Source organism: Cedecea davisae (assembly GCF_044095835.1).
GTDB classification, from domain to species: Bacteria; Pseudomonadota; Gammaproteobacteria; order Enterobacterales; family Enterobacteriaceae; genus Cedecea; species Cedecea davisae.
Genome location: NZ_CP172054.1, coordinates 2,936,036 through 2,958,404 on the forward strand (window position 1 = coordinate 2,936,036; position 22,369 = coordinate 2,958,404).

Sequence of the window (22,369 nt, forward strand, 5' to 3'; positions counted from 1 at the left end):
TTTCCTGCTGACATTTCCCCGCCCTCTCTTTAGGATAGCCTTTACTTTCGCCGCGTTAGCCAGAGTGATTGCGGCGTGCGGGTCAATCCCCCTATTGAAGGTTATGGAGAATACATGCGCACCATTGGGCGATTTATTAGCGGCTTTTTTAAGTGGACCTGGCGTCTGCTTAACTTTATTCGGGAATTTATTCTCAACTTGTTCCTCATCCTGCTGATTCTGGTTGGAGTCGGCGTCTGGATGCAGGTAAAAAGCACGCCGACGGAGCCTTCCCGCGGCGCGCTGCTGCTGGACATCACCGGCGTCGTGGTCGATAAGCCTTCGGTCAGCAACAAGCTGGGCGTCATTGGTCGCCAGCTGGTGGGTGCCAGTTCAGACCGGCTACAGGAAAACTCGCTGTTCGACATCGTCGATGCGATCCGCCAGGCAAAAGATGACCGCAATATCACCGGGATCGTGCTCGATCTGAAAGATTTTGCCGGAGCCGATCAGCCTTCCATGCAGTACATCGGTAAAGCGCTGCGCGAATTCCGCGACGGCGGCAAGCCGGTATATGCGATGGGCGACAGCTATAACCAGAGCCAATATTACCTGGCAAGCTTTGCCAATAAAATCTGGCTCTCACCGCAAGGCACGGTTGACCTGCACGGCTTTGCCACCAACGCGCTGTATTACAAAACGCTGCTCGACAAGCTGAAGGTTTCCACGCACGTATTCCGCGTCGGCACCTATAAATCCGCAGTTGAACCGTACCTTCGCGACGATATGTCCCCTGCTGCCCGCGATGCGGACGGCCGCTGGATTGGCGAACTGTGGCAAAACTACCTGAATACCGTAGCGGCTAACCGCCAGATAACTGCTCAGCAGGTGTTCCCTGGCGCTCAGGCGCTGCTGGACAGCCTGCAAAAGCTGGGCGGCGACACTGCAAAATACGCGCTGGATAACAAACTGGTAGACGAGCTTGCGAGCAGCGCGGTAGTTGATAAGGCGCTGGTCAAGCAGTTCGGCTGGAGCAAGGCCAACAAAGACTTTAGCTACACCAGCATCTACGACTACAACGTGAAGAAACCGGTTGAGCAAGGTGAGGCCATTGCGGTTATCTTTGCCAACGGCGCAATCATGGACGGGGAAGAAACGCCGGGCCAGGTCGGCGGCGACACCACGGCGATGCAAATTCGCGAAGCGCGTCTTGACCCGAAAGTAAAAGCGATTGTCTTCCGGGTTAACAGCCCTGGCGGCAGCGTTACCGCTTCTGAAACCATCCGTGAAGAGCTGGTTGCCGCGCGCGATGCCGGTAAACCGATTGTCGTTTCGATGGGCGGCATGGCGGCCTCCGGCGGCTACTGGATCTCCACGCCTGCGAACTACATCATCGCCAACCCAACCACCCTGACCGGCTCCATCGGCATCTTCGGCGTGATTAACACCGTAGAAAACACGCTGGATTCCATTGGCGTGCATACCGACGGCGTTTCAACTTCACCGCTGGCCGACGTGGCGGTTACCAAAAAACTGCCACCTGAAGTTCAGCAGATGATGCAGTTGAGTATTGAAAACGGCTATAAGCGCTTTATCGGCCTGGTGGCGGCTTCACGCGGCAAGACCCCGGAGCAAATCGACCAGATTGCCCAGGGCCACGTCTGGACCGGGGAAGACGCCAAAGCCAACGGTCTGGTGGACAGCCTGGGTGACTTTGACGATGCGGTTGCCAAAGCTGCGGAGCTGGCGAAACTGAAGACCTGGCACCTCGCCTTCTGGCAGGATGACGCAACCTTTACCGATATGGTGTTTAACGCCATGACCGGTTCAGTTCGTGCGGCGCTGCCGCAGGCGATTCAGGCTTACCTGCCTGCTCCACTGGCTGATGCCGCGCTGGCGATAAAAGCCCAGAATGATAAGTTCGGCACCATGAACGACCCGCAAAACCGTTACGCCTTCTGCCTTACCTGTGGCGATGTGCGTTAATTTACTTAAATGAAGCAAAGCCCGGTTACACCGGGCTTTTTTTTTCCGCCATCCTCTCTATACTCTGCCGCAAATATCGAAAGCGTTGAGCTACCCCATGCAAAAGAAATCCATCTACGTTGCCTACACCGGCGGTACTATCGGTATGCAGCGTTCTGAACACGGCTATATCCCCGTTTCCGGCCATCTACAACGCCAGCTGGCGATGATGCCCGAATTCCATCGTCCGGAAATGCCTGACTTCACCATTCACGAATACAACCCGCTGATGGACTCTTCGGACATGACGCCCGAAGACTGGCAGCACATTGCCGACGATATCAAAGCCCATTACGACGAATACGACGGCTTCGTTATCCTGCACGGCACGGACACCATGGCGTTCACCGCCTCGGCGCTCTCCTTCATGCTGGAAAACCTCGGCAAGCCGGTTATCGTTACCGGGTCGCAAATTCCGCTGGCCGAGCTGCGATCCGACGGGCAGATCAACCTGCTGAACTCACTCTATGTGGCGGCGAACTACCCGATTAACGAAGTGACGCTGTTCTTCAACAACCGTCTTTACCGCGGAAACCGCACCACCAAAGCGCATGCCGATGGCTTCGACGCATTTGCTTCGCCTAACCTTGCCCCGCTGCTGGAAGCCGGGATCCACATCCGTAAGTTGAATACGCCGCCTGCGCCGGGCGGTGAAGGCGAGCTGATTGTTCATCCGATAACCCCTCAGCCCATTGGCGTGGTCACCATCTACCCGGGAATTTCCGCCGATGTAGTGGGCAATTTCCTGCGCCAGCCGGTAAAAGCGCTGATCCTGCGTTCATACGGCGTGGGCAACGCTCCGCAGCAGGGGGCGTTTATTAAAGAGTTACAGGAGGCCAGCGCGCGCGGTATCGTGGTGGTTAACCTCACGCAGTGCATGTCCGGCAAAGTCAATATGGGCGGCTATGCCACCGGCAACGCGCTGGCGCAGGCAGGCGTTATTGGCGGTTCAGACATGACGGTTGAAGCCACCCTGACCAAGCTGCACTATTTGCTGAGCCAGGGGCTGGACGCACAGGCGATCCGCGAGGCCATGCCTCTGAACCTGCGCGGCGAGTTAACGCCGGACGAATAAGGAGTTGCCATGAAGCAGCGCGCTTTATTGTTGGTTGATTTACAGAATGATTTTTGCGCCGGAGGCTCGCTTGCCGTCCCCGAGGGCGACAGCACTATCGACATCGCGAACCAGTTAATCGAGCTGGCTAAGGCGCGCGGTGAAAGCGTTGTTGCAACCCAGGACTGGCACCCGGCAAACCACGGCAGTTTTGCCAGCGTTCAAAATGTGGAGCCTTACGGCCAGGGCAAGCTGGACGGGCTGGCACAAACCTGGTGGCCCGATCACTGCGTACAAAACAGCGAAGGCGCCCGGCTGCATCCGCTGCTGAACGCTTCAGCTATCGACAAAATCGTGCATAAAGGTGAAAACCCGGCGATTGACAGCTACAGCGCCTTCTTCGATAACGGCCATCGGCAGAAAACCGGGCTGGACGAATGGCTGCGTGAGCACGGCATCGCGGAGCTTATTGTCCTCGGTCTGGCAACAGACTACTGCGTGAAGTTTACCGTGCTGGATGCGCTGGAGCTGGGCTACGAGGTCACGGTCATTACCGACGGCTGCCGTGGCGTGAATATACAGCCGCAGGACAGCCTGTTCGCGTTCCAGGATATGGCGGTTGCCGGCGCAACGTTAATGACCCTCGCAGACTTTACCTGCCAGTAATCCACCCGCCAATAATTCCAGGGGCGATCCACCGCCCCGCATTCTTGTAGCGATTCCGCTCACAATCTAAGCTTTTTTTGCTCGCCCTATCCTGGGAGCGCTCTCATAATCACAATCAATGAATTTATTCAGCAGTTTAGCTGATTTCGCTTTCCGCCGTTTTCGTCAGTGCTCTGCGTGGCCGGGAAGCTTTTATGTTGTACCCGTCAAAGAGGAATCATTATGCCATTCACACGTAAACTGTTGCCCATTGTGGCCGCGGTGTCGTTAGCCTTTAGCGGCGTTGCGCAAGCTGAATCATTGCTTTCCGTGGGTTACTTTAACGGCGGCGGCGACGTAACCGCCGGGCCTGGCGGCGATATCAATAAGCTCGACGTACGCCAGATTACCCACCTTAACTACTCCTTTGGCCTGATTTATAACGACGAGAAAGGCGAAACGAACGAAGCGCAAAAAGACGCGTCAAAACTGCACCAGATTTATCTCTCGCCTAAAGTCATTGCCGACCTGGAAAAACTCCCGGTGTTGCGTAAGCAGAATCCGCAGCTGAAAGTCCTGCTTTCCGTTGGCGGCTGGGGCGCTCGCGGCTTCTCCGGAGCAGCCGCCTCTGCGGAAAACCGCGCGGTGTTTATCCGCTCTGTTCAGGAAGTGATGGACCGCTACGGCCTGGACGGTATCGACCTCGACTGGGAGTTCCCGGTGAACGGTGCCTGGGGGCTGGTCGATAAGCTGGATGCAGACAGGGACAACTTCACCGCCCTGCTCAAAGAGCTGCGCCACGCGGTGGGCGATAAAAAGCTGGTAACTATTGCCGTTGGCGCAAATGCCGAAAGCCCAAAAAGCTGGGTGGATGTGAAAGCTATCGCCCCCCTGCTGGACTACATCAACCTGATGACCTACGACATGGCGTACGGCACGCAGTATTTCAACTCCAACCTTTACGACTCGAAAAAGTGGCCAACCGTTGCCGAGGCTGATAAGTACAGCGCGGACTTCGTGGTTAATAACTATCTGGCAGCCGGGCTGAAGCCGCAGCAAATGAACCTCGGCATTGGCTTCTATGGCCGCGTGCCTAAGCGTGCCGTCGAACCGGGTATTGACTGGTCAAAACCGGATGCACAGAAAAATCCGGTGACCCAGCCTTACTTTGGCGAACGCGAGCTGGAGTTGTTCAAAACCGCCCTGGGCGTGGATCTGACGAAAGACACCTACGTTAAATACAACGATCTGGTGAAGAAGATGCTGAACGATCCGCAGAAGCGCTTTACCGAAGAGTGGGATGACGACGCGAAGGTGCCATACCTGACGCTGAAGTCTGCTGAAGGCAAACCGCTGTTTGCGATTTCTTATGAAAATCCGCGCTCGGTGAAAATCAAAGCCGAGTACATCAAAGAGAAAGGTCTTGGCGGGGCGATGTTCTGGGAGTACGGCGCGGATGATAACAACCAGCTGGCGAAGCAGCTCGCCGAATCGCTGGGCATTAAGCACGCGAAGTAACTTTTAACCGGGAAAAAGAAAGGGAGGCCGGTGCCTCCCTTTTTGCTTATTGCAGCTTCATGGTGACAAACGGAGCAGGCTCAATGCCGAAATCCGCTTTCAGCTGCTGCTTGCTCTTCATCACCATCTGGCCGCTGGTGTCGATGGTCATATGCTGCGCCTCGGTATTGTGGCGCGCCTGCCACAGCATCACCAGTTGCAGGCTGTTGTCCTTCTGCTCCTGGGTTAATGCCACGCCGTCGGGCCACTTACCCAGCTCTACCGCCGTCGCCAGACGCTGGTAAATTTCCGGCGTCATCACGCTCAACATATCATCCAGATTGCTCATTTTTCACCCCACAGAGGAATAATTAGCTGAATCGATTCTTCAACCGTCAACCTGCTCGCCGTTTTGCCCGTCGGTAAAGCTCATGGACGCGGAGTTCACGCAATAGCGTTCGCCGGTAGGCTGCGGGCCGTCCGGGAAGACGTGCCCCAGGTGCGCATCGCAGCTGCCGCAGCGGATCTCAACGCGCTCCATACCGTGGGAGTTATCGGTCAGGTAGCGGATGGCGTCCGGGTCCACCGGCTCATAGAAGCTGGGCCAGCCGCAGCCGGAGTCATATTTGCTCTCTGAAAGAAACAGCGGCGCATCGCAGACCAGGCAGTGATAAATCCCGTCGCGCTTATTATGCAGTAACCGCCCGGAGTATGGGGGTTCAGTGCCGTGCTTCTGGGTCACGTAATACTGCATTTCGCTGAGGTTTTTCTTATTTGAATCAGGGGGTAATTGATTAGACATAGGTGTACATCTCGGTCAGTTCAATTGGGACAGCTCACGGCGCTATTCTAACAAAAAATTAACAACACCGTGCTGGTTTTTGTTCTAAACTTAGCCCTGAAATTCTGGCACGGCACAAAACGTGACGTGAATCACATTTTTGTTGGAATTGGCGTTTAAAATCCCCCGCATCGTCCCCATTTGGACTTTAGCCCAAAAGGAAGTGTGAGGCGTTCAGTCGTACAAAGCATGTCCACAGGATTGATTTGTCGCAATGATTGACACGATTCCGCTTGACGCTGCGTAAGGTTTTTGTAATTTTACAGCCAACCTTTTATTCACTAACAAATAGCTGGTGGAATATATGACTATCAAAGTAGGTATCAACGGTTTTGGCCGTATCGGCCGTATCGTTTTCCGTGCTGCACAGGAACGTTCTGACATCGAAATCGTTGCAATCAACGACCTGTTAGACGCTGACTATATGGCTTACATGCTGAAGTACGACTCAACTCACGGTCGTTTCAACGGTACTGTAGAAGTTAAAGACGGCCACCTGGTTGTTAACGGTAAAACTATCCGTGTTACCGCAGAACGTGACCCGGCTAACCTGAAGTGGAACGAAGTGAACGTTGACGTTGTTGCAGAAGCAACTGGTCTGTTCCTGACTGATGAAACCGCTCGTAAGCACATCGCTGCTGGCGCGAAAAAAGTGGTTCTGACTGGTCCTTCCAAAGACAAAACGCCAATGTTCGTTAAAGGCGCTAACTTTGAAAAATATGCTGGCCAGGACATCGTTTCCAACGCATCCTGCACCACCAACTGCCTGGCACCACTGGCTAAAGTTATCAACGACAACTTCGGTATCGTTGAAGGCCTGATGACCACCGTTCACGCTACCACCGCAACTCAGAAAACCGTTGATGGCCCGTCTCACAAAGACTGGCGCGGCGGCCGCGGCGCAGCTCAGAACATCATCCCTTCTTCTACCGGTGCTGCTAAAGCGGTAGGCGTTGTACTGCCAGAACTGAACGGTAAAATTACCGGTATGGCGTTCCGCGTTCCTACTCCTAACGTATCCGTTGTTGACCTGACCGTTCGTCTGGAAAAACCAGCAACTTACGAGCAGATCAAAGCAGCAATCAAAACTGCTTCAGAAACCACCATGAAAGGTGTTCTGGGCTACACCGAAGATGACGTAGTTTCTACCGACTTCAACGGCGAAATCTGCACTTCCGTGTTCGATGCTAAAGCTGGTATCGCACTGAACGACAACTTTGTGAAACTGGTTTCCTGGTACGACAACGAAACTGGCTACTCAAACAAAGTACTGGACCTGATTGCTCACATCTCCAAATAAGTTGAGATGAGTAATTAATCCTTTAAAGGGCGACGCATGTCGCCCTTTTTTATTGCTTCCACCCTCGCCCACCTTTCGGTTAACGCCGCAGCTGGCCTTAACCCGAACGTGCACCGGGAAATAATAAGGTTGAGCCAATGATTACTAAAATTTTTGCCCTTCCGGTTGTTGAACAAATTAGCCCCGCCCTCTCTTTGCGCAAGCAGGATCAGCTCGACGTCATCGTCGTTGACCACCCTCAGGTTAGCGCCTCTTTTGCGCTTCAGGGTGCACACCTGCTTTCCTGGCAGCCTGCCGGTGAAGACGAAGTGTTGTGGCTGAGCGACATTACCCCGTTCCATAAAGGTAAAGCCCTGCGCGGCGGCGTGCCTATCTGCTGGCCGTGGTTTGGCCCGGCTGAGCAAGCAGGCCTTCAGGCACACGGTTTTGCCCGCAATCTACCCTGGACGCTCAGCGCCCATAATGAAGACGCCAACGGCGTGGTGCTGACTTTTGAACTGCATCATAACGAAGAAACGCTGAAGCTATGGCCGCACGAATTCACGCTGTACGCGCGCTTTAAGCTGGGTAAAACCTGCGAAATTGAGCTGGAAGCCCACGGCGAATTCGAAACCACCTCCGCCCTGCATACCTACTTCAACGTGGGCGACATTGCCGATGTGAAAGTCAGCGGGCTGGGTAATCCATATATTGATAAAGTGCTGAACGAAACCGCAGGTCAACTGACCGACGGCGTGCAGACCTTCCCTGACCGTACCGACCGCCTCTACCTGGAGCCGGAAGAGTGCAGCGTTATCCACGACGCAAGCAGCCTGAAGCGCACCCTGAACGTGGTTCACCACCATCACTATAACGTCGTCGGCTGGAACCCTGGCCCGGCGCTCTCCGTTTCAATGGGCGATATGCCGGACGACGGCTACAAAACCTTCGTCTGTGTGGAAACGGCCTGTGCTTCTAAAAAGCAGAAAGCCGCTGCGGAAAAACCGACTCGCCTGAGCCAGACCATCAGCGTGGCGAAGAAAGGCTAAACCATGTACTGGGCGCTTTCCCTCGACGTTATTCCTGAGCCGAAAGCGCCCTCTTATTATTTTTTGCGATGTAGCTCAATCGTGAAATCGTAATAATCGTTCAAACACCAGGTCCGGGTATATTCAACAGGCAAATCGTTATGCGTAAAGCCTGTTCTGGTAACCAGTAGAATGGGCTCATGCTCATCCGTACCGAGATAGCTTGCTAGTTGGCTATCCATGCTGGTGGCGCTAAAGCGCTGGCTAGCCCGTAATACCTGTACCCCTTTTTTCTCCAGATATAAATACAAAGACTCACCCAGGTCACTTACATCATCCAGCAAATATGCCGGTAAAATAGACATCTGAAGGGAGACAGCGATACCATTGATCTTTCTCAATCGAGTCAGCTCAACGACATGGTCTTTATCTTCAGCCAGTTGCAGGACACGATATTCTTCTGTCGTCGGGAGCCGCCGCAGATATCCCACCACCTCGCTTTGCGCGATGCCTCCGCTGGCCGCAGCCATTTCACTAAAGCTTTCCAGCAGCGGTAGCGACTGGCGTATATGCGGCGCAATAAACGTCCCCACACCTTGATTGCGTAAAAGAATACCTTCATCAAGTAGCTGCTGTAAGGCTTTACGAATCGTCCCACGCGCAATGTTCAACGTCTCTACCAGAGTCCGCTCTGATGGCAGAACATCGCCAGCATGTAAGTCCCCTTCCGCAATTGCGAATTTTATGGAGCTAACCAGTTGCATATACAAAGGCATAGCACTGGAAGCATCAAGTTGAAATAGGGCTGACGGGGCTATCTTCATTGCGCCTCTGATTCTGTTCTCGCTGGTTCAGCATTATGGGGAAATTATCACGCCGTAAAATCCCGCTATCCGCCAAAAGTACCAGGAATGAATTAATAAGGCCAGGTGAGTCACAAAATAGCTTTCCTCCGGTAGGGATCGGTATCGAATGTTTGTTAGGGTTCGAGTGGTACACAAATGGTACACACACTAAAGGGCACTACCAATGACGAAAAAACGCTTGCTGGACTGCTGTGCTTCCGATTTTGTATCGATGAATAAGGCAGATCTTCTGTATGCCATCCGCGCGAGTGAAGGCCGGGTGATGGTTAGCGAAACCATCGCAATCGCCCAGCCCTTACTGAACAATGTTACCAATGCTGAACTGGCTGCCTCACAAGGGGCAGATATCTTATTGATTAACATGTTTGATAGCGAAAACCCTCAAATCCAGGGACTCCCTGCTGATATTGAACCACAGCAAATGCTACATGCACTACAGCACCTGACAGGGCGTGTTATTGGTGTGAATCTGGAAGCTGTTGACCCCAAATTTGCCATCGCCCATGACGATATCTGGAAAATGAAATCGGGACGTGCCGCAACAGCAGAAAACGCACGTAAGTTAGTCGCTATGGGCGCGAAGATCCTGGTGCTGACCGGTAACCCCAATAATGGTGTCAGCAATCACGCGCTGGGAACGGCTATCGCGGATATTCGCGATGCCGTTGGTGACCGGGCTATCATTATCGCCGGGAAAATGCACGGTGCAGGCGTTGTTGGGGAAAGCGGAAGTAAGCTTGTGAGTGAAGAGGATGTTATCTGGTTCGCCTCTCAGGGGGCCGATATTGTTTTACTTCCTGCACCGGGAACAATACCCGGTATGAGCCAGCAACGCGTAGCATCACTTATTGAGGCTGCTCATCATCATGGCGTCCTGGCGATGACGGCCATAGGTACTTCTCAGGAAGGCGCAGACCTCTATACCATCCGCCAGATAGCGTTAATGAGCAAAATGGCAGGAGCAGACCTGCACCATATTGGTGACACGGGGTATATGGGAATGGCATTGCCGGAAAATATTCAGGCTTACAGTGTCGTGATTCGCGGGGTAAGGCATACCTATACCCGTATTGCGCGGTCAATTAATCGATAATAAATTTCTCACTGAACAGGGAGAATTACTGTGATTAGTGCATACGCCAGAGAAATGGACTCACTAAAACCGCAAAATAAAGTGGAATGGGAAAATAAATCAATAATTGAAAATTCTCCTCTACTGGAGGTTAAAAACGTCAGCAACGATAATGTTAAAATCTTAATAGTTGGCTATTCACCTACTGGCGGAGGGCATACGACCCGTATATTGAATGTCGTCGAGTACGCCCTCAACCAAGGATCGTTACCTGTTGGCAGCCAAGTATATTTTCATATACCTCCACGTTGGGAAAGTACAGCAAGACCCGCTTTACTAAAAAACATAGCAAATAGACTTGTATCTGCGGGGGTACAAGTCAAAGTTACTGAATCGGATAAGCCGGTATATGGGTATCTGGATGAAAAAACAGGTTCCTCTAACGACCCTAAAATTCTGAAACGCATCGCATTACATCCGTTACGTGATAAAAAACAATTTGGCAAAAACTTATTTTTAAAGAATTACTTCCCACAGCATCACTTACCTCATAAAAATGAGATAAGACATTACGCCAAAGATGACGACCTTGAAATTTTACCCAGAATTTCAGCCACCAACCTTTTTGAAAACATAATTCACATTAGTGGCCATAGCAAAAAAAACATATGGATCTTGTCAGATATGGATCCGGGTCTACAAAAAGCAGCTCATCTGTATGACATTCCTAATGTGCAGCGGGTTGATCAGCAGAATCATTCTCTTTTACTGAAAAAGAATGATGATGATTCAAATTTATCACTGGCTAATGCTATTCTGACAAAAGTCCTGGATGCCCGTGAAGCTAATATCTCTCATATAGCACTTGGTGGGAAAAACACTTTAATTGATGTATTAACAATGGCGACAACACTCGGCATTGACGAAAAATCAACATTAACCAACAGAAAAGCAACAATAAACAAAGTTATTTTCCCAATAGCTAAACTTGTGAATGAACTACCTCATGATGTTATTAATGGCTGTGTATTAAAAGGAGATAATGTTAATACACCTGATGATATTGAAAAGATCGTTTACGTGTACGCTCATAAAAAAACCAATATTGTTGCAGAGCATATCTGCAAACAGTTAGCTGCCAAAAACTGTCATTATCTTAATAAAGCATTTATTTTTTGTGGTAAAAATGCCGTCCCCGGCTATAATTCGATGCATCTGGCTTATTTAGCGGATGCCGATGGTATTACAACGGCCGGAGCTGGTACCAGCGGTGAGTTCGTATACCTGCATAGAGAAAGTGGCACTCAATCTAATCTTTTAATTTTACCGATAGAGAATCATAATGAACAGGAGACTATTGCCAATACTCTACAACTAAATTTCCCTGATTACATATTACGCTTGAACTTAGGAGAAAAGCTGGAGCATGGAGGGAAAATTGATGAACTTATCGAACGTAATAACATAAAAAACAATGGGATAATGTCAGGCTCAGGAAAATTAATGAACGCCATCAGCGCCTCCGAAAGTTACGTCAAACAAACGTACGACATATTATTCCACAATAAAGAAATGGATGAGGAAATATCAGCTCTCCGTAATATCCAACGTAAAATGTACAACGACCAGGATATGAAGGCCACTCGGCATTACCTTAAATTATATTTCCAGCTCACAACTTACCTTGCTATGGATGAAATAGCATTCCCTATAGAGATCTTATTCAAAAAAAAAAAAAATGAAAAGCCTGCAATAATATTTAATAGTGCCGAAGAAATTAACTTCTTGTTCAGCGATAATAATACGATCATGGCCCTTATCGACATGTCAAGCGAGGAGAAAGTTAATAAACTTCCATTATTTTATGAAGTTAAGAAACTTATGACCCAAAAAACATTCCCTCCATCTTTAGATAAGATAAATGCTTTAAATAAATCGTTTGGTCACTATATGACTACCGGCTTCTGACCTAATTGATATTGCATATTTTATTATTACCGATTGGGCTTTAAACCTATAAAAGGGGCTTAAGTGCCCCACAATGAATCGCTTAAGACATTAATATTCAATAAAATATTTATTAGCCACGAATGGCTCATGAATAATTCGGGGCTTGCCAGAGGCTACTATAAAACCAAACTTAACTGATTCTCTCCAATGTTATTGTACGGAAGTAAGGGCGCGCATTGCCATAGTATCTTCCAGATAAAAAACCAGCATCCACCAAGAGATCTATGATGCACCATAAGTACATGGCCTCGTTGCAAAGCACCAAGCTCAACAGTGACACGACCATGTTACGCCGTAACCACTCATCAACGGCAGCCACGCCGGGATAATCGTATATCCACGAAGGCCAGCGTCATAATTTCACATTCTTTTGTACCGCAAACAGGTATTTCTGTGATTTTACGCACCTTTGAAGACACAGCATTTTCTATGGTACTTTTCCGCGTTGTCTTCATGGGCTATCCTTACGATCGATTTAGATTGGTTTTGATAGGATTCTTTAAGGAACCTTTGAGTGAATATTAGGATGCTTTGGAGAATCCTGACAATGACGGGTGGAGAAAAATTACGCGGGATAAGTGAAGCTGAAGGGTTAACGCGCGAGGAGCTTGCTGAAATCACAGGGATTCCAGTGCCTACGATGAAACGTTATGAAACTGGTCGAAGCGCAACCATCGCAAGCGATACGCTCACTAAATATACTCAGTCCCCAGGATTTACAAAATATGCCCTCTGGCTCATGACCGATCAGATTGCGCCAGATTCCGGGCAGATATTCCCGGCTATATCCCCTGATGGGCAAAACAAAACATCTATTTCTCCAAAAGACCAGAAGGTTGGTTAACTGCCTATAAAATCTCAAAGATCCGGTATTATAGCGGTTTATACTTTGAAAGGTATATGTGAGTATAGAAGACTGTTTTAATTGAAATTTAAATGAGACTAGGTATGGAAACTAAATACAGCAAGTTCAATTATGTTCGTAAAAAAGACAAGCTTTTAACAAATCTGATCAGCTTAATTGATGGGATTTTAAGTGATGGAAAGATCACTCAAAACGAAGTGCTTTTCCTTGATACATGGCTCATGGAGGCCGACGTAATAAGCCGCAATTATTGTGTCCGCGCCATACGTAACAGAGCAGCGGATATCCTTGCGGATGGCGTGGTAACTGAAACTGAACTCAAGTTTTTTAAAGCTGACCTTCTTAAAATTCAAAAACAACTTATTGATACTCCCAGCCTGGATCTTTACTCAGATGAGGCAGATCGCCACCTGCTAGAAGGTCTTTGCAAAGGTATGCTTGCAGATCATCAGTTGCTTGATGAAGAAATTAAATATCTCAATTGGTGGCTTACAAGTAACGGAGTCTTAAAAAACAATTATCCCGGTAAAGAGTTATATCAGCTCGTTTCTGAAATTCTTAAAGACGGAGTCATTACTCCCGAAGAACGAGAATCATTGAAAGAAGGATTAATTGCTTTTACTGGATGTGATTTAACTAATGGTGTTGTTGATGGTATGTCAACGCGATTGCCTATAGATGCCGTGGATTCACTTGATTTGAACGGTTCTGTTGTATGCCTTACTGGTGACTTTCTTCATGGTAAACGAAGCAAATGCAAAGCCGATATTGAAGCCGCAGGCGCAAAAGTATGCGATAGCGTAACCATGAAAATTGATTATCTAATTGTTGGCACCTTGAGTGCTAAAGACTGGATGTACCAGAGTCATGGAAGGAAGATCGAGAAGGCTGTTGATTATAGAGATAATAAAAATATTCCTTTAAAAATCATCAGTGAAGAGCAATGGCAAAGCTTCATGATCTAGCTGGCGATGGCAATAAAATTGTTAGGTTCGGATGGCTGTATGGTGGATGTGCGCCCGCAAGGGCGTACAACAAAGCGTATCCGCAAAAAATTCACTACCAAAGCAGAAGCTCAGCAATATAAACGCTGGGCTATTGCCACCCTTCACAATAAAGAATGGCTTGATAAACCCAGGCATCGCAGAGCACTTAGTGACCGGATAACCCTGTTGTGGGAGCGATGCGGCAACACTCTGAAAGGTGACATCCTACACCACCGTATTGGATACTTACGAAATAGCGGAACCATTAATCAAAGCACTGCGAGAAAAGCTTTGTAACACTCTCACTTATCAGGAATTTGAGTGGCTACATAAACGCTGGAAGGGCAAACCGCCGAAGAGCAATAAATAATCCCTGCGAATAAATGGGACGACAAGACTTGCCGTAGAATGACCACAAAAGAAAAAATACTAATCCACATTTTAACCACGCAGGATTGATTTAGAGGGGTTTTGGTTGGTTTCGCCGCAAGTGTAAACGATTGATTCTGATGCGATTTACTTTTTCACTGATATTAAAACGGGGCGTAATCGCCCCGTTTTAGTGCGTTAGTTGCACCAATTAGAAGCTGTAGTTAACCCCGGTCAGCAGAACGCCGGTCCAGTTGCTGTTAACCATTGGGCTGTCGGTCACTTCTTTAGACAGGCGCACATAACGCCCCATGCCGAAGATGTTCCAGTCGTCGGTCAGCTTGTAGTTAACCGAAAGCTCAACATACGGCGACCAGCTGTTGCCCGCGTCGTACTCATTCAGGCCGCTGCGGGCAGATTCCTTGCCGCTTACGCCATAGTAGTAATCGTTCTGTTTCTTACTGTCCCACGTCACACCCACTCCAGGAGTCAGAGTTAAGCGGTCAGCATTGTAGCGATACAGCCAGGCGGTATCCCAGGTGATCCCGTTGCTGTTGTCGAGGATGTCCCCGGCAAGCACGGTACGCAGGAACCCGTAATCGGTGTTATGCACCCAGGAAAGACCGGCCATCACGGTTGAATGGCGGTAGTCCAGGGCGCGCATGCTGTCGTAGTTGCTGTCTTTCGGCCTGAAATGCAGCGGCGAATAGTACGCGGTAACGGAAAGCTTGTCCGCTTCGTCATTCCACAGGTAGTAACCCGCGTTGAAGCCACGGAAGTAGAAGTTTTCCCCTTCATAGCCAAACAAAGGAGCCGGATAAACGCGGTTCTGATCACCTTTATAAGGGTTTGGCGATACCAGAGCACCAGCACCAACGGACCACGGCCCTTCAGCGTGAGCCGCGGTAACGGAAGAAGCAAGCAGCACGCCTAATGCGAGAAGTTTGAAATTGGTCACAATCCTTTCAGTCCTTTAATCAAATAATCAGCCGAAGAAGTTTAACCGCCCTTGGCTCTCATCCCAAATAATTTACTTAATCTCAACCTTTAACCAACCCATAAACATCCCGTAACTCGATGACGGGAGGTTTTCATATTTATGGCAGCGGCGTGAACGGTGTTTCCCTCGCTTATCTCAAAAGCGAAATTTTTATGATGAGTTATTGATATGTCATTGAAATTGAGTTTCGGCCGTATGCAAGTTTTGCAAATGCCATCTACGCTTTATTTTAGGGAGACGAACGACCAGGAAAGCAGCGCTGATGCCCGTCATCAACCTGGCATAAGGGTTGCTGTAACTTAAGCAGACGTCTTCCGGGGAGCCTCTACTACACATTCCAACGGCTCTTTAACCTGTGCTAAAAAACGAAAGGACGGCATGCCATGAATATATTCGATCACTATCGCCAGCGTTATGAAGCTGCCAAGGACGAAGAGTTCACACTGCAGGAATTTCTTGCTATCTGTAAACAAGATCGCAGTGCCTATGCCAACGCGGCAGAACGGCTATTGACGGCCATTGGTGAGCCAGTGATGGTGGATACTGCCACAGAGCCACGGCTGTCCCGTCTCTTTTCGAACCGGGTGGTTGCCCGCTATCCTGCTTTTGAAGAATTTTATGGCATGGAAGAAGCCATCGAACAGATTGTTGCCTATCTGAAACATGCGGCCCAGGGCCTGGAAGAGAAGAAACAGATCCTCTATCTGCTGGGGCCGGTGGGCGGCGGTAAATCATCGCTGGCGGAACGCCTGAAAGCGCTTATGCAGCGCGTACCGATTTATGTGCTGAGCGCCAACGGCGAACGCAGCCCGGTGAACGACCATCCTCTTTGCCTGTTCAATCCGCAGGAAGATGCCAATATTCTGGAAAAAGAGTACGGTATCCCTAACCGCTACCTCGGCACGATTATGTCGCCGTGGGTGGCAAAACGCCTTAACGAATTCGGCGGCGACATCACCAAATTCCGCGTGGTGAAAGTCTGGCCTTCTATTCTTGCCCAAATCGCTATTGCCAAAACCGAGCCGGGCGATGAGAACAACCAGGATATCTCCGCCCTGGTCGGTAAAGTTGATATCCGTAAGCTGGAGCACCATGCGCAAAACGACCCTGATGCCTACGGCTATTCGGGCGCACTGTGCCGTGCCAACCAGGGGATTATGGAATTCGTCGAGATGTTCAAAGCGCCCATTAAGGTGCTGCACCCGCTGTTGACCGCCACTCAGGAAGGAAACTACAACGGCACCGAGGGTATCTCCGCCCTGCCGTTCAACGGGATAATCCTGGCGCACTCCAACGAGTCGGAATGGGTGACTTTCCGCAACAACAAGAATAACGAAGCCTTCCTTGACCGTGTATACATCGTCAAGGTGCCTTATTGCCTGCGCATCTCGGAAGAGATCAAAATCTACGAGAAGCTGCTTAACCACAGCGAGCTGTCCCATGCGCCTTGCGCTCCAGGCACGCTGGAAACGCTGTCCCGCTTCTCTATCCTGTCGCGCCTGAAAGAGCCGGAAAACTCAAGCATCTACTCAAAAATGCGCGTCTACGATGGTGAAAGCCTGAAAGACACCGACCCGAAAGCCAAGTCCTACCAGGAATACCGCGACTACGCAGGCGTGGACGAAGGGATGAACGGGCTCTCCACCCGCTTCGCCTTTAAAATTCTCTCCCGCGTGTTCAACTTCGACCACGTTGAAGTGGCGGCCAACCCGGTGCATCTGTTCTACGTGCTGGAGCAGCAGATCGAACGCGAACAGTTCCCTCAGGATCAGTCCGAGAAATACCTCGAGTACCTGAAAGGCTACCTGATCCCGAAATATGCTGAGTTTATCGGCAAAGAGATCCAGACCGCGTATCTCGAATCCTACTCGGAATATGGGCAGAACATTTTTGACCGTTATGTGACCTACGCCGACTTCTGGATCCAGGATCAGGAATACCGCGACCCGGACACCGGCCAGCTGTTTGACCGTGAAGCCCTGAACGCGGAACTTGAGAAAATTGAGAAACCGGCCGGGATAAGCAACCCGAAAGATTTCCGTAATGAAATCGTGAACTTCGTGCTGCGCGCCCGTGCCAATAATAATGGTCGTAACCCGAACTGGACCAGCTACGAGAAGCTGCGTACGGTTATCGAGAAGAAAATGTTCTCGAACACCGAAGAGCTGCTGCCCGTTATCTCGTTCAATGCCAAAACCTCCACCGACGAGCAGAAAAAACACGATGATTTTGTCGACCGTATGATGGAGAAAGGCTACACCCGCAAGCAGGTTCGCCTGCTGTGCGAATGGTATCTGCGGGTGCGTAAGTCTTCTTAAGGGAGTTTGCTGCGGACCACGCCGGGCGGCGTGGTCCCTTTGCGCACCTGGCATAAGCAGTTGGGGGAACTATGGCCTACTTTATAGACAGGCGGCTTAACGGCAAAAACAAGAGCGCGGTCAACCGCCAGCGCTTCTTGCGTCGTTATAAGGCGCAAATTAAACAGTCGATCTCCGGGGCCATTAACAAGCGTTCGGTTACCGACGTGGAGAGCGGTGAGTCCGTCTCCATTCCAAATGAAGATATCAACGAACCTATGTTTCATCAGGGGCGCGGCGGCCTGCGTCACCGCGTACACCCGGGCAACGACCACTTTGTGCAAAACGACCGCATCGAACGCCCTCAGGGCGGCGGAGGTGGCGGTGGGAGCGGCCAGGGCCAGGCAAGCCAGGACGGCGAAGGCCAGGATGAATTCGTATTCCAGATCTCCAAAGATGAATATCTCGATCTCTTGTTCGAGGATCTCGCCCTGCCGAACCTGAAGCGCAATCAGCACCGGCAGATAACGGAATTCAAATCACACCGCGCCGGTTTTACCTCAAACGGGGTTCCGGCCAACATCAGCGTCGTTCGTTCGCTTCAAAACTCTCTGGCCCGCCGCACGGCGATGAGCGCCGGTAAGCGCCGCCTGCTGCATGAGCTGGAAGAGAGTCTCGAAGCCGTTAGCCGCAGCGAGCCGGCCCAGTTGCTGGAAGAAGAACGCCTGCGCAAAGAGATAGCCGAACTGCGGGAAAAAATCGCCCGCGTGCCGTTTATCGACACCTTCGATTTACGCTACAAAAACTACGAAAAACGCCCGGAGCCTTCCAGCCAGGCGGTGATGTTCTGCCTGATGGACGTTTCCGGATCGATGGATCAGGCCACCAAGGATATGGCGAAGCGCTTCTATATTCTGCTTTACCTGTTCCTGAGCCGGACCTACAAAAACGTGGAAGTGGTTTATATTCGCCACCATACGCAGGCCAAAGAGGTAGACGAGCACGAGTTCTTCTATTCGCAGGAAACCGGGGGCACCATCGTCTCCAGCGCCCTGAAGCTGATGGATGAAGTGGTTCAGGAGCGCTACGATCCGGCGCAGTGGAACATTTACGCCGCGCAGGCATCGGACGGCGACAACTGGGCGGACGATTCGCCGCTGTGCCACGAAATACTGGCGAAAAAACTACTGCCGGTAGTGCGCTATTACAGCTACATAGAAATCACCCGCCGGGCGCACCAGACCCTGTGGCGTGAATATGAAAACCTGCAAAGCACCTTTGATAACTTTGCTATCCAGCATATTCGCGATCAGGATGATATCTATCCTGTATTCCGCGAACTGTTTCAAAAGCAAACCAGCGATGCTCATGGCTAGCATAAAACCGAAAGCCGGTGAATCACCGGCTTTTTTATCAATGGCAGAGGAGCGGGACGGATAAAATGAATTAAGTTTACGTCCGTTTATTGATGAAGTTCGATGTCATATCCCCACTGTTTCCAGTGAGCGAGCTGCTGCTGCTGCTCTTCTAATAGCGCTTTTCCCGTCCACAAAAAAATGTGCTGCCCCGGAAAAAGCTCCGGGCGAAAAGTTTCAACAGGCTCCGCAAGCACGTTAACTTGCATACCTCTGCGGGATAGACGCCACGCCTCAAGCCACAACGCTGTTCGGTCGTCTGTTTGCCAACCGATGAGCAGCACCTCCTCCCCACTTTGGCTTTGCCCTTCTGTCAGGCATTGTGCGCAGTGCCTTATCAACACGCCATCCAGCAGGCTGCACATCAAAGAGGCCGTAGATTCATCCTGGCTGAGTTTATTTCTCACCGGTAACAAAAGATTATCGATAAGCAGATCTGCGCTGTGTTCCCGGCTCAAAGCAACAATTTTATCACGTAGCTTTGCGGGGTTAACCTTTCGCAGAAGTAGCATCATTTCTTCTTGCAGAGTCACCCACAGCTGCTCTTCCGGAACGTGGCTGCGCTCAAGCAGGGCTTTCACTTTGCCCACGGAAACGCCTTTGCTCATCCAGTATTTAATTTCTTCAATGCGCTGGATGTCCGCATCATCAAACTGCCGATGACCGCCTTCGCTACGTTGAGGCTTTAGCAAACCATATCGGCGCTGCCAGGCACGCAGCGTGACCGGGTTGATTCCACATCGCTCTGCTACATCGCCGATAGTGTAATAGGCCATAGTGTCCCTCCCCGTACACAGTTCTCATGCTTCCATTAAAACACCCGTCAATCTGTTCAATGTGTACAATTTTTTCCGGTGTTGTACAAGAAAAAATTAAATGGCTGCCAGGCAGGGTATTCGACAGACATCACAATTCGGCCTGTCGTTCCGGCCAGGCAATCGCAAAATGGCCCCCGGCACAGGGTTTAGCAAACAGGTTACCCTGGAAGTGAGAAATCCCCGCCGCCTCCAGCCACATCCACTCTTCCGGTTGTTCAACGCCGGTTGCAGAGACCGCGATTTCAAGCGAGGCGCAGCACTTGATAATCGCCAGTATGATAGCCTGCCGCGGCCCGCTTTTATGAATATCCCGAATAAGCTCTCTGTTAATTTTGAGTCTTTCGGGCTGGAACTGTGCCAGCAGTTGAAGCCCTGCAAAACCGGCACCAAAATTATCTATCGCCAGCTTGATACCTGCGGATTTAAGCTGCCTGATGGCTTCGGTAAAGGCGCCAATATGCGGAGTAATTTCACTTTCGGTAAATTCAATCACCACCTGCTCGGGTACAAGCTTGTTAGACTCAATTTCCGCTAGCAGTTGTTCTACGGTCCCGGGGATTATCACCAGAGTCATGGGCAGAAGGTTGATGCATAGCGTTTGCTGGCCAATATTCGCGCCCTGTGCTGCGGCAAAGGCCGCTTTAGCATTCAGCAGATCGCGCAGGTAAAGATTGTCATTCATATCTTCATTGCCGGAGTCAGGTGATAAAACCGCATCCGCTGTTAATGCTTCAATCGCCGCTACCGAGCGCGCCATGGGGTCAACAATCGGCTGAAAAACAGTCTTTGCACGCGGGTCATCCATGGCGGAAGCTCCGCTATCTGGCGCATCGACGACAAATTCCCACGTGCCGCGTTGGGGGATCTCAAAATAATTTTCTTTTTCAGTCGATTCGATAAAGGTGCGGAAAAAATTTAAAGCACGGTCATCATAGGCCAGCTGATACCGGCTGGTACCTTTTTCCAAAACGACCTGTAATACATCGTGTTTATCGTGTTCCCTTAAATCAAAAAGCTCCATTCCCACTCGCCCGAAGCGGCGGGCTGGCGCGTAGTCACAAAGCAATTCAACGATGTTGTAGTGGCGGCTGTCTTTGCAAATAGCGTGATAAATTTTCTCTACGCATTCTTCAGGGCCTTCCAGCAGTTGAAAGAAATGCGTGCCGTTGAAAAGCAGTATTCCCGTCACATCCGCGTCAATATTTTTAGCGTTTGCGGCATAAACCATCTCCTGCAAGACCTCGAAAGGCGTGCTGCTGTGAATATGGCTGCGATAGATGATAGTTGTGAGCATGAGCGTTCCCTGCGGAAGGATAAGCTAATAATTTAACAGATAGCCGCTGAGACGTCGCCACAAACCCAACAAAACCTAAACAATTGAACAACATCCCGCATTTTCTTTTGCATTCCCCCTCAGTTTATCTTGTACAAGTTGACGCACAAATAATTTAAACAAAACCAAAAATAACTAACTGATAAATAACAAATAGCATTTTTAATCAAAAAATAGCAAGCGAAGTAATACACCTTTGTGTACAGTTTTTATAGCAATTGCATAACTTAGTTAACATTTTGCAAAGTTTAAATTACAGGAGCGGCTTATGCGACAGAACACTTTTATGCCCGGTCAGAACACGGCAGAAAATGATATTGCTCGTTATTTCAGCAACGCAATCCCTCTCTCTCAGCAGGAGACCATGGGGCAGATCGTGCTAGAAATTCTTAGCGATGGCCGCAATTTGAACAGAAAAGCGATTTGTACAAAATTACTGTCGCGCCTGGACAAGGTTTCGGAACCCGAAGAAGAAAAGCATTATCAGGCGCTGTTGGGCATGCTTTTCACTCGCTAACGTGATGGCCAAACCGGAGTTCCACCAGATTAATGGTCTGTGCCCCCCAACAGGGGAGAAGCCACAGTGTTGCAAATACTGAGTTCTTCCTCATTCTCAGGCTCCGGCTAATGACTTCATGCCAGCACTTATCCAAATACTGGCGAGGAAATCAGGAGTAAAGACGTGAAGAGAAGCGATGATGAACAATTAACGGACGAGATGATCGGTGAGGCAGCTTTATCCCTGCTCAAAAGTAACAGCGCAATAAGTACTCGCGCCTTAGTCGCCAAATTAGAGGCGATGTTTATATCCGAACAAGACACACGGCGGCGCAAAGTGCTGCAAAAAATTATCGAAGAAATTGAGGGCAATATTTCCCGGGTTTCGGCGGGAAAGAGAGAAAAAGAAGCGCGTTCAATAGCGGTAGAGACTAACCAGCGTAACGCAAAAAATGTCCACTAGCGGCCCATGGCCAATAACTGAAAAACGGT

General features: G+C 50.0%; 20 protein-coding genes and 1 pseudogene. 15 read left to right on the forward strand and 6 right to left on the reverse strand.

All coding sequences use genetic code 11. The features are described 5' to 3' along the window. Positions 1-114 precede the first annotated feature (114 nt). The 4 genes from sppA to ACG1VR_RS14055 all read left to right on the forward strand — a co-directional run bounded on the left by sppA (position 115) and on the right by ACG1VR_RS14055 (position 5,221). The gene (gene sppA / locus ACG1VR_RS14040; protein ID WP_016535966.1) at positions 115-1,965 is read left to right on the forward strand and encodes a signal peptide peptidase SppA; all 1,851 of its coding nucleotides are present in this window, start codon (positions 115-117) and stop codon (positions 1,963-1,965) included. Positions 1,966-2,062: 97 nt separating this feature from the next. Then, positions 2,063-3,079: an asparaginase gene (gene ansA / locus ACG1VR_RS14045; RefSeq protein ID WP_395489109.1), complete on the forward strand. Its 1,017-nt coding sequence runs from the start codon at positions 2,063-2,065 to the stop codon at positions 3,077-3,079. Positions 3,080-3,088: 9 nt separating this feature from the next. Then, complete coding sequence (pncA, locus tag ACG1VR_RS14050; RefSeq protein WP_172570238.1) at positions 3,089-3,724, forward strand: bifunctional nicotinamidase/pyrazinamidase; 636 nt, start codon at positions 3,089-3,091, stop codon at positions 3,722-3,724. A 222-nt stretch (positions 3,725-3,946) separates the two neighbouring features. Beyond that, a complete protein-coding gene (locus ACG1VR_RS14055) occupies positions 3,947-5,221 on the forward strand; it encodes a glycoside hydrolase family 18 protein (RefSeq protein ID WP_395489110.1) in 1,275 nt (424 codons plus the stop codon). A gap of 46 nt (positions 5,222-5,267) precedes the next feature. Here the strand turns inward: ACG1VR_RS14055 and ACG1VR_RS14060 are convergent, their stop codons facing one another. Next, positions 5,268-5,549, reverse strand: coding sequence for a YeaC family protein (locus ACG1VR_RS14060; RefSeq protein WP_016535962.1), 282 nt, complete (start codon positions 5,547-5,549; stop codon positions 5,268-5,270). A gap of 39 nt (positions 5,550-5,588) precedes the next feature. Beyond that, positions 5,589-6,002, reverse strand: coding sequence for a peptide-methionine (R)-S-oxide reductase MsrB (gene msrB / locus ACG1VR_RS14065; protein ID WP_016535961.1), 414 nt, complete (start codon positions 6,000-6,002; stop codon positions 5,589-5,591). A gap of 343 nt (positions 6,003-6,345) precedes the next feature. On the opposite strand from msrB, the gene gapA reads away from it, so the two are divergent. Both gapA and ACG1VR_RS14075 read left to right on the forward strand, forming a co-directional pair. Further along, complete coding sequence (gapA, locus tag ACG1VR_RS14070) at positions 6,346-7,341, forward strand: glyceraldehyde-3-phosphate dehydrogenase (protein ID WP_016535960.1); 996 nt, start codon at positions 6,346-6,348, stop codon at positions 7,339-7,341. A 137-nt stretch (positions 7,342-7,478) separates the two neighbouring features. Beyond that, the gene (locus ACG1VR_RS14075) at positions 7,479-8,369 is read left to right on the forward strand and encodes a D-hexose-6-phosphate mutarotase (RefSeq protein ID WP_395489111.1); all 891 of its coding nucleotides are present in this window, start codon (positions 7,479-7,481) and stop codon (positions 8,367-8,369) included. A gap of 56 nt (positions 8,370-8,425) precedes the next feature. On the opposite strand, the gene ACG1VR_RS14080 is transcribed toward ACG1VR_RS14075, so the two are convergent. Further along, positions 8,426-9,172 (reverse strand): GntR family transcriptional regulator, encoded by a 747-nt coding sequence (locus tag ACG1VR_RS14080; RefSeq protein ID WP_395489112.1) that lies wholly within the window; start codon positions 9,170-9,172, stop codon positions 8,426-8,428. Positions 9,173-9,377: 205 nt separating this feature from the next. Here ACG1VR_RS14080 and ACG1VR_RS14085 point away from each other — a divergent pair, with 205 nt between their 5' ends. The 5 genes and pseudogenes from ACG1VR_RS14085 to ACG1VR_RS14105 all read left to right on the forward strand — a co-directional run. Then, positions 9,378-10,307, forward strand: a complete 930-nt coding sequence (locus ACG1VR_RS14085; protein WP_395489113.1) for a haloacid dehalogenase-like hydrolase — start codon at positions 9,378-9,380, stop codon at positions 10,305-10,307. Positions 10,308-10,337: 30 nt separating this feature from the next. Continuing rightward, positions 10,338-12,254: a hypothetical protein gene (locus tag ACG1VR_RS14090; RefSeq protein WP_395489114.1), complete on the forward strand. Its 1,917-nt coding sequence runs from the start codon at positions 10,338-10,340 to the stop codon at positions 12,252-12,254. Between the two features lie 589 nt (positions 12,255-12,843). Further along, positions 12,844-13,140 (forward strand): helix-turn-helix domain-containing protein, encoded by a 297-nt coding sequence (locus ACG1VR_RS14095; RefSeq protein WP_395489115.1) that lies wholly within the window; start codon positions 12,844-12,846, stop codon positions 13,138-13,140. A gap of 104 nt (positions 13,141-13,244) precedes the next feature. After that, positions 13,245-14,126, forward strand: coding sequence for a BRCT domain-containing protein (locus ACG1VR_RS14100; protein WP_395489116.1), 882 nt, complete (start codon positions 13,245-13,247; stop codon positions 14,124-14,126). 235 nt (positions 14,127-14,361) lie between these two features. Continuing rightward, positions 14,362-14,517, forward strand: a pseudogene (locus tag ACG1VR_RS14105) (DUF4760 domain-containing protein); the annotation flags it as partial. Between the two features lie 210 nt (positions 14,518-14,727). Here the strand turns inward: ACG1VR_RS14105 and ACG1VR_RS14110 are convergent. Then, on the reverse strand, positions 14,728-15,474 hold the full coding sequence (locus ACG1VR_RS14110; protein ID WP_016535958.1) for a MipA/OmpV family protein: 747 nt from the start codon (positions 15,472-15,474) through the stop codon (positions 14,728-14,730). A gap of 425 nt (positions 15,475-15,899) precedes the next feature. Between ACG1VR_RS14110 and yeaG the strand changes: the two genes are divergently transcribed. Both yeaG and ACG1VR_RS14120 read left to right on the forward strand, forming a co-directional pair. Further along, on the forward strand, positions 15,900-17,834 hold the full coding sequence (gene yeaG / locus ACG1VR_RS14115; protein ID WP_016535957.1) for a protein kinase YeaG: 1,935 nt from the start codon (positions 15,900-15,902) through the stop codon (positions 17,832-17,834). A gap of 71 nt (positions 17,835-17,905) precedes the next feature. Beyond that, entirely contained in the window at positions 17,906-19,189 is a 1,284-nt protein-coding gene (locus ACG1VR_RS14120) for a YeaH/YhbH family protein (protein ID WP_016535956.1), read from the forward strand. A gap of 86 nt (positions 19,190-19,275) precedes the next feature. Here ACG1VR_RS14120 and ACG1VR_RS14125 read toward each other — a convergent pair whose 3' ends face one another. Both ACG1VR_RS14125 and ACG1VR_RS14130 read right to left on the reverse strand, forming a co-directional pair. Next, positions 19,276-20,004, reverse strand: a complete 729-nt coding sequence (locus ACG1VR_RS14125) for a MerR family transcriptional regulator (RefSeq protein WP_395489117.1) — start codon at positions 20,002-20,004, stop codon at positions 19,276-19,278. A 130-nt stretch (positions 20,005-20,134) separates the two neighbouring features. After that, a complete protein-coding gene (locus ACG1VR_RS14130) occupies positions 20,135-21,340 on the reverse strand; it encodes a diguanylate phosphodiesterase (protein WP_395489118.1) in 1,206 nt (401 codons plus the stop codon). 307 nt (positions 21,341-21,647) lie between these two features. On the opposite strand from ACG1VR_RS14130, the gene ycgZ reads away from it, so the two are divergent. Both ycgZ and ACG1VR_RS14140 read left to right on the forward strand, forming a co-directional pair. Then, a complete protein-coding gene (gene ycgZ, locus ACG1VR_RS14135) occupies positions 21,648-21,896 on the forward strand; it encodes a regulatory protein YcgZ (RefSeq protein ID WP_172570242.1) in 249 nt (82 codons plus the stop codon). 165 nt (positions 21,897-22,061) lie between these two features. Next, positions 22,062-22,340, forward strand: a complete 279-nt coding sequence (locus tag ACG1VR_RS14140; protein WP_395489119.1) for a hypothetical protein — start codon at positions 22,062-22,064, stop codon at positions 22,338-22,340. Positions 22,341-22,369 lie beyond the last annotated feature (29 nt).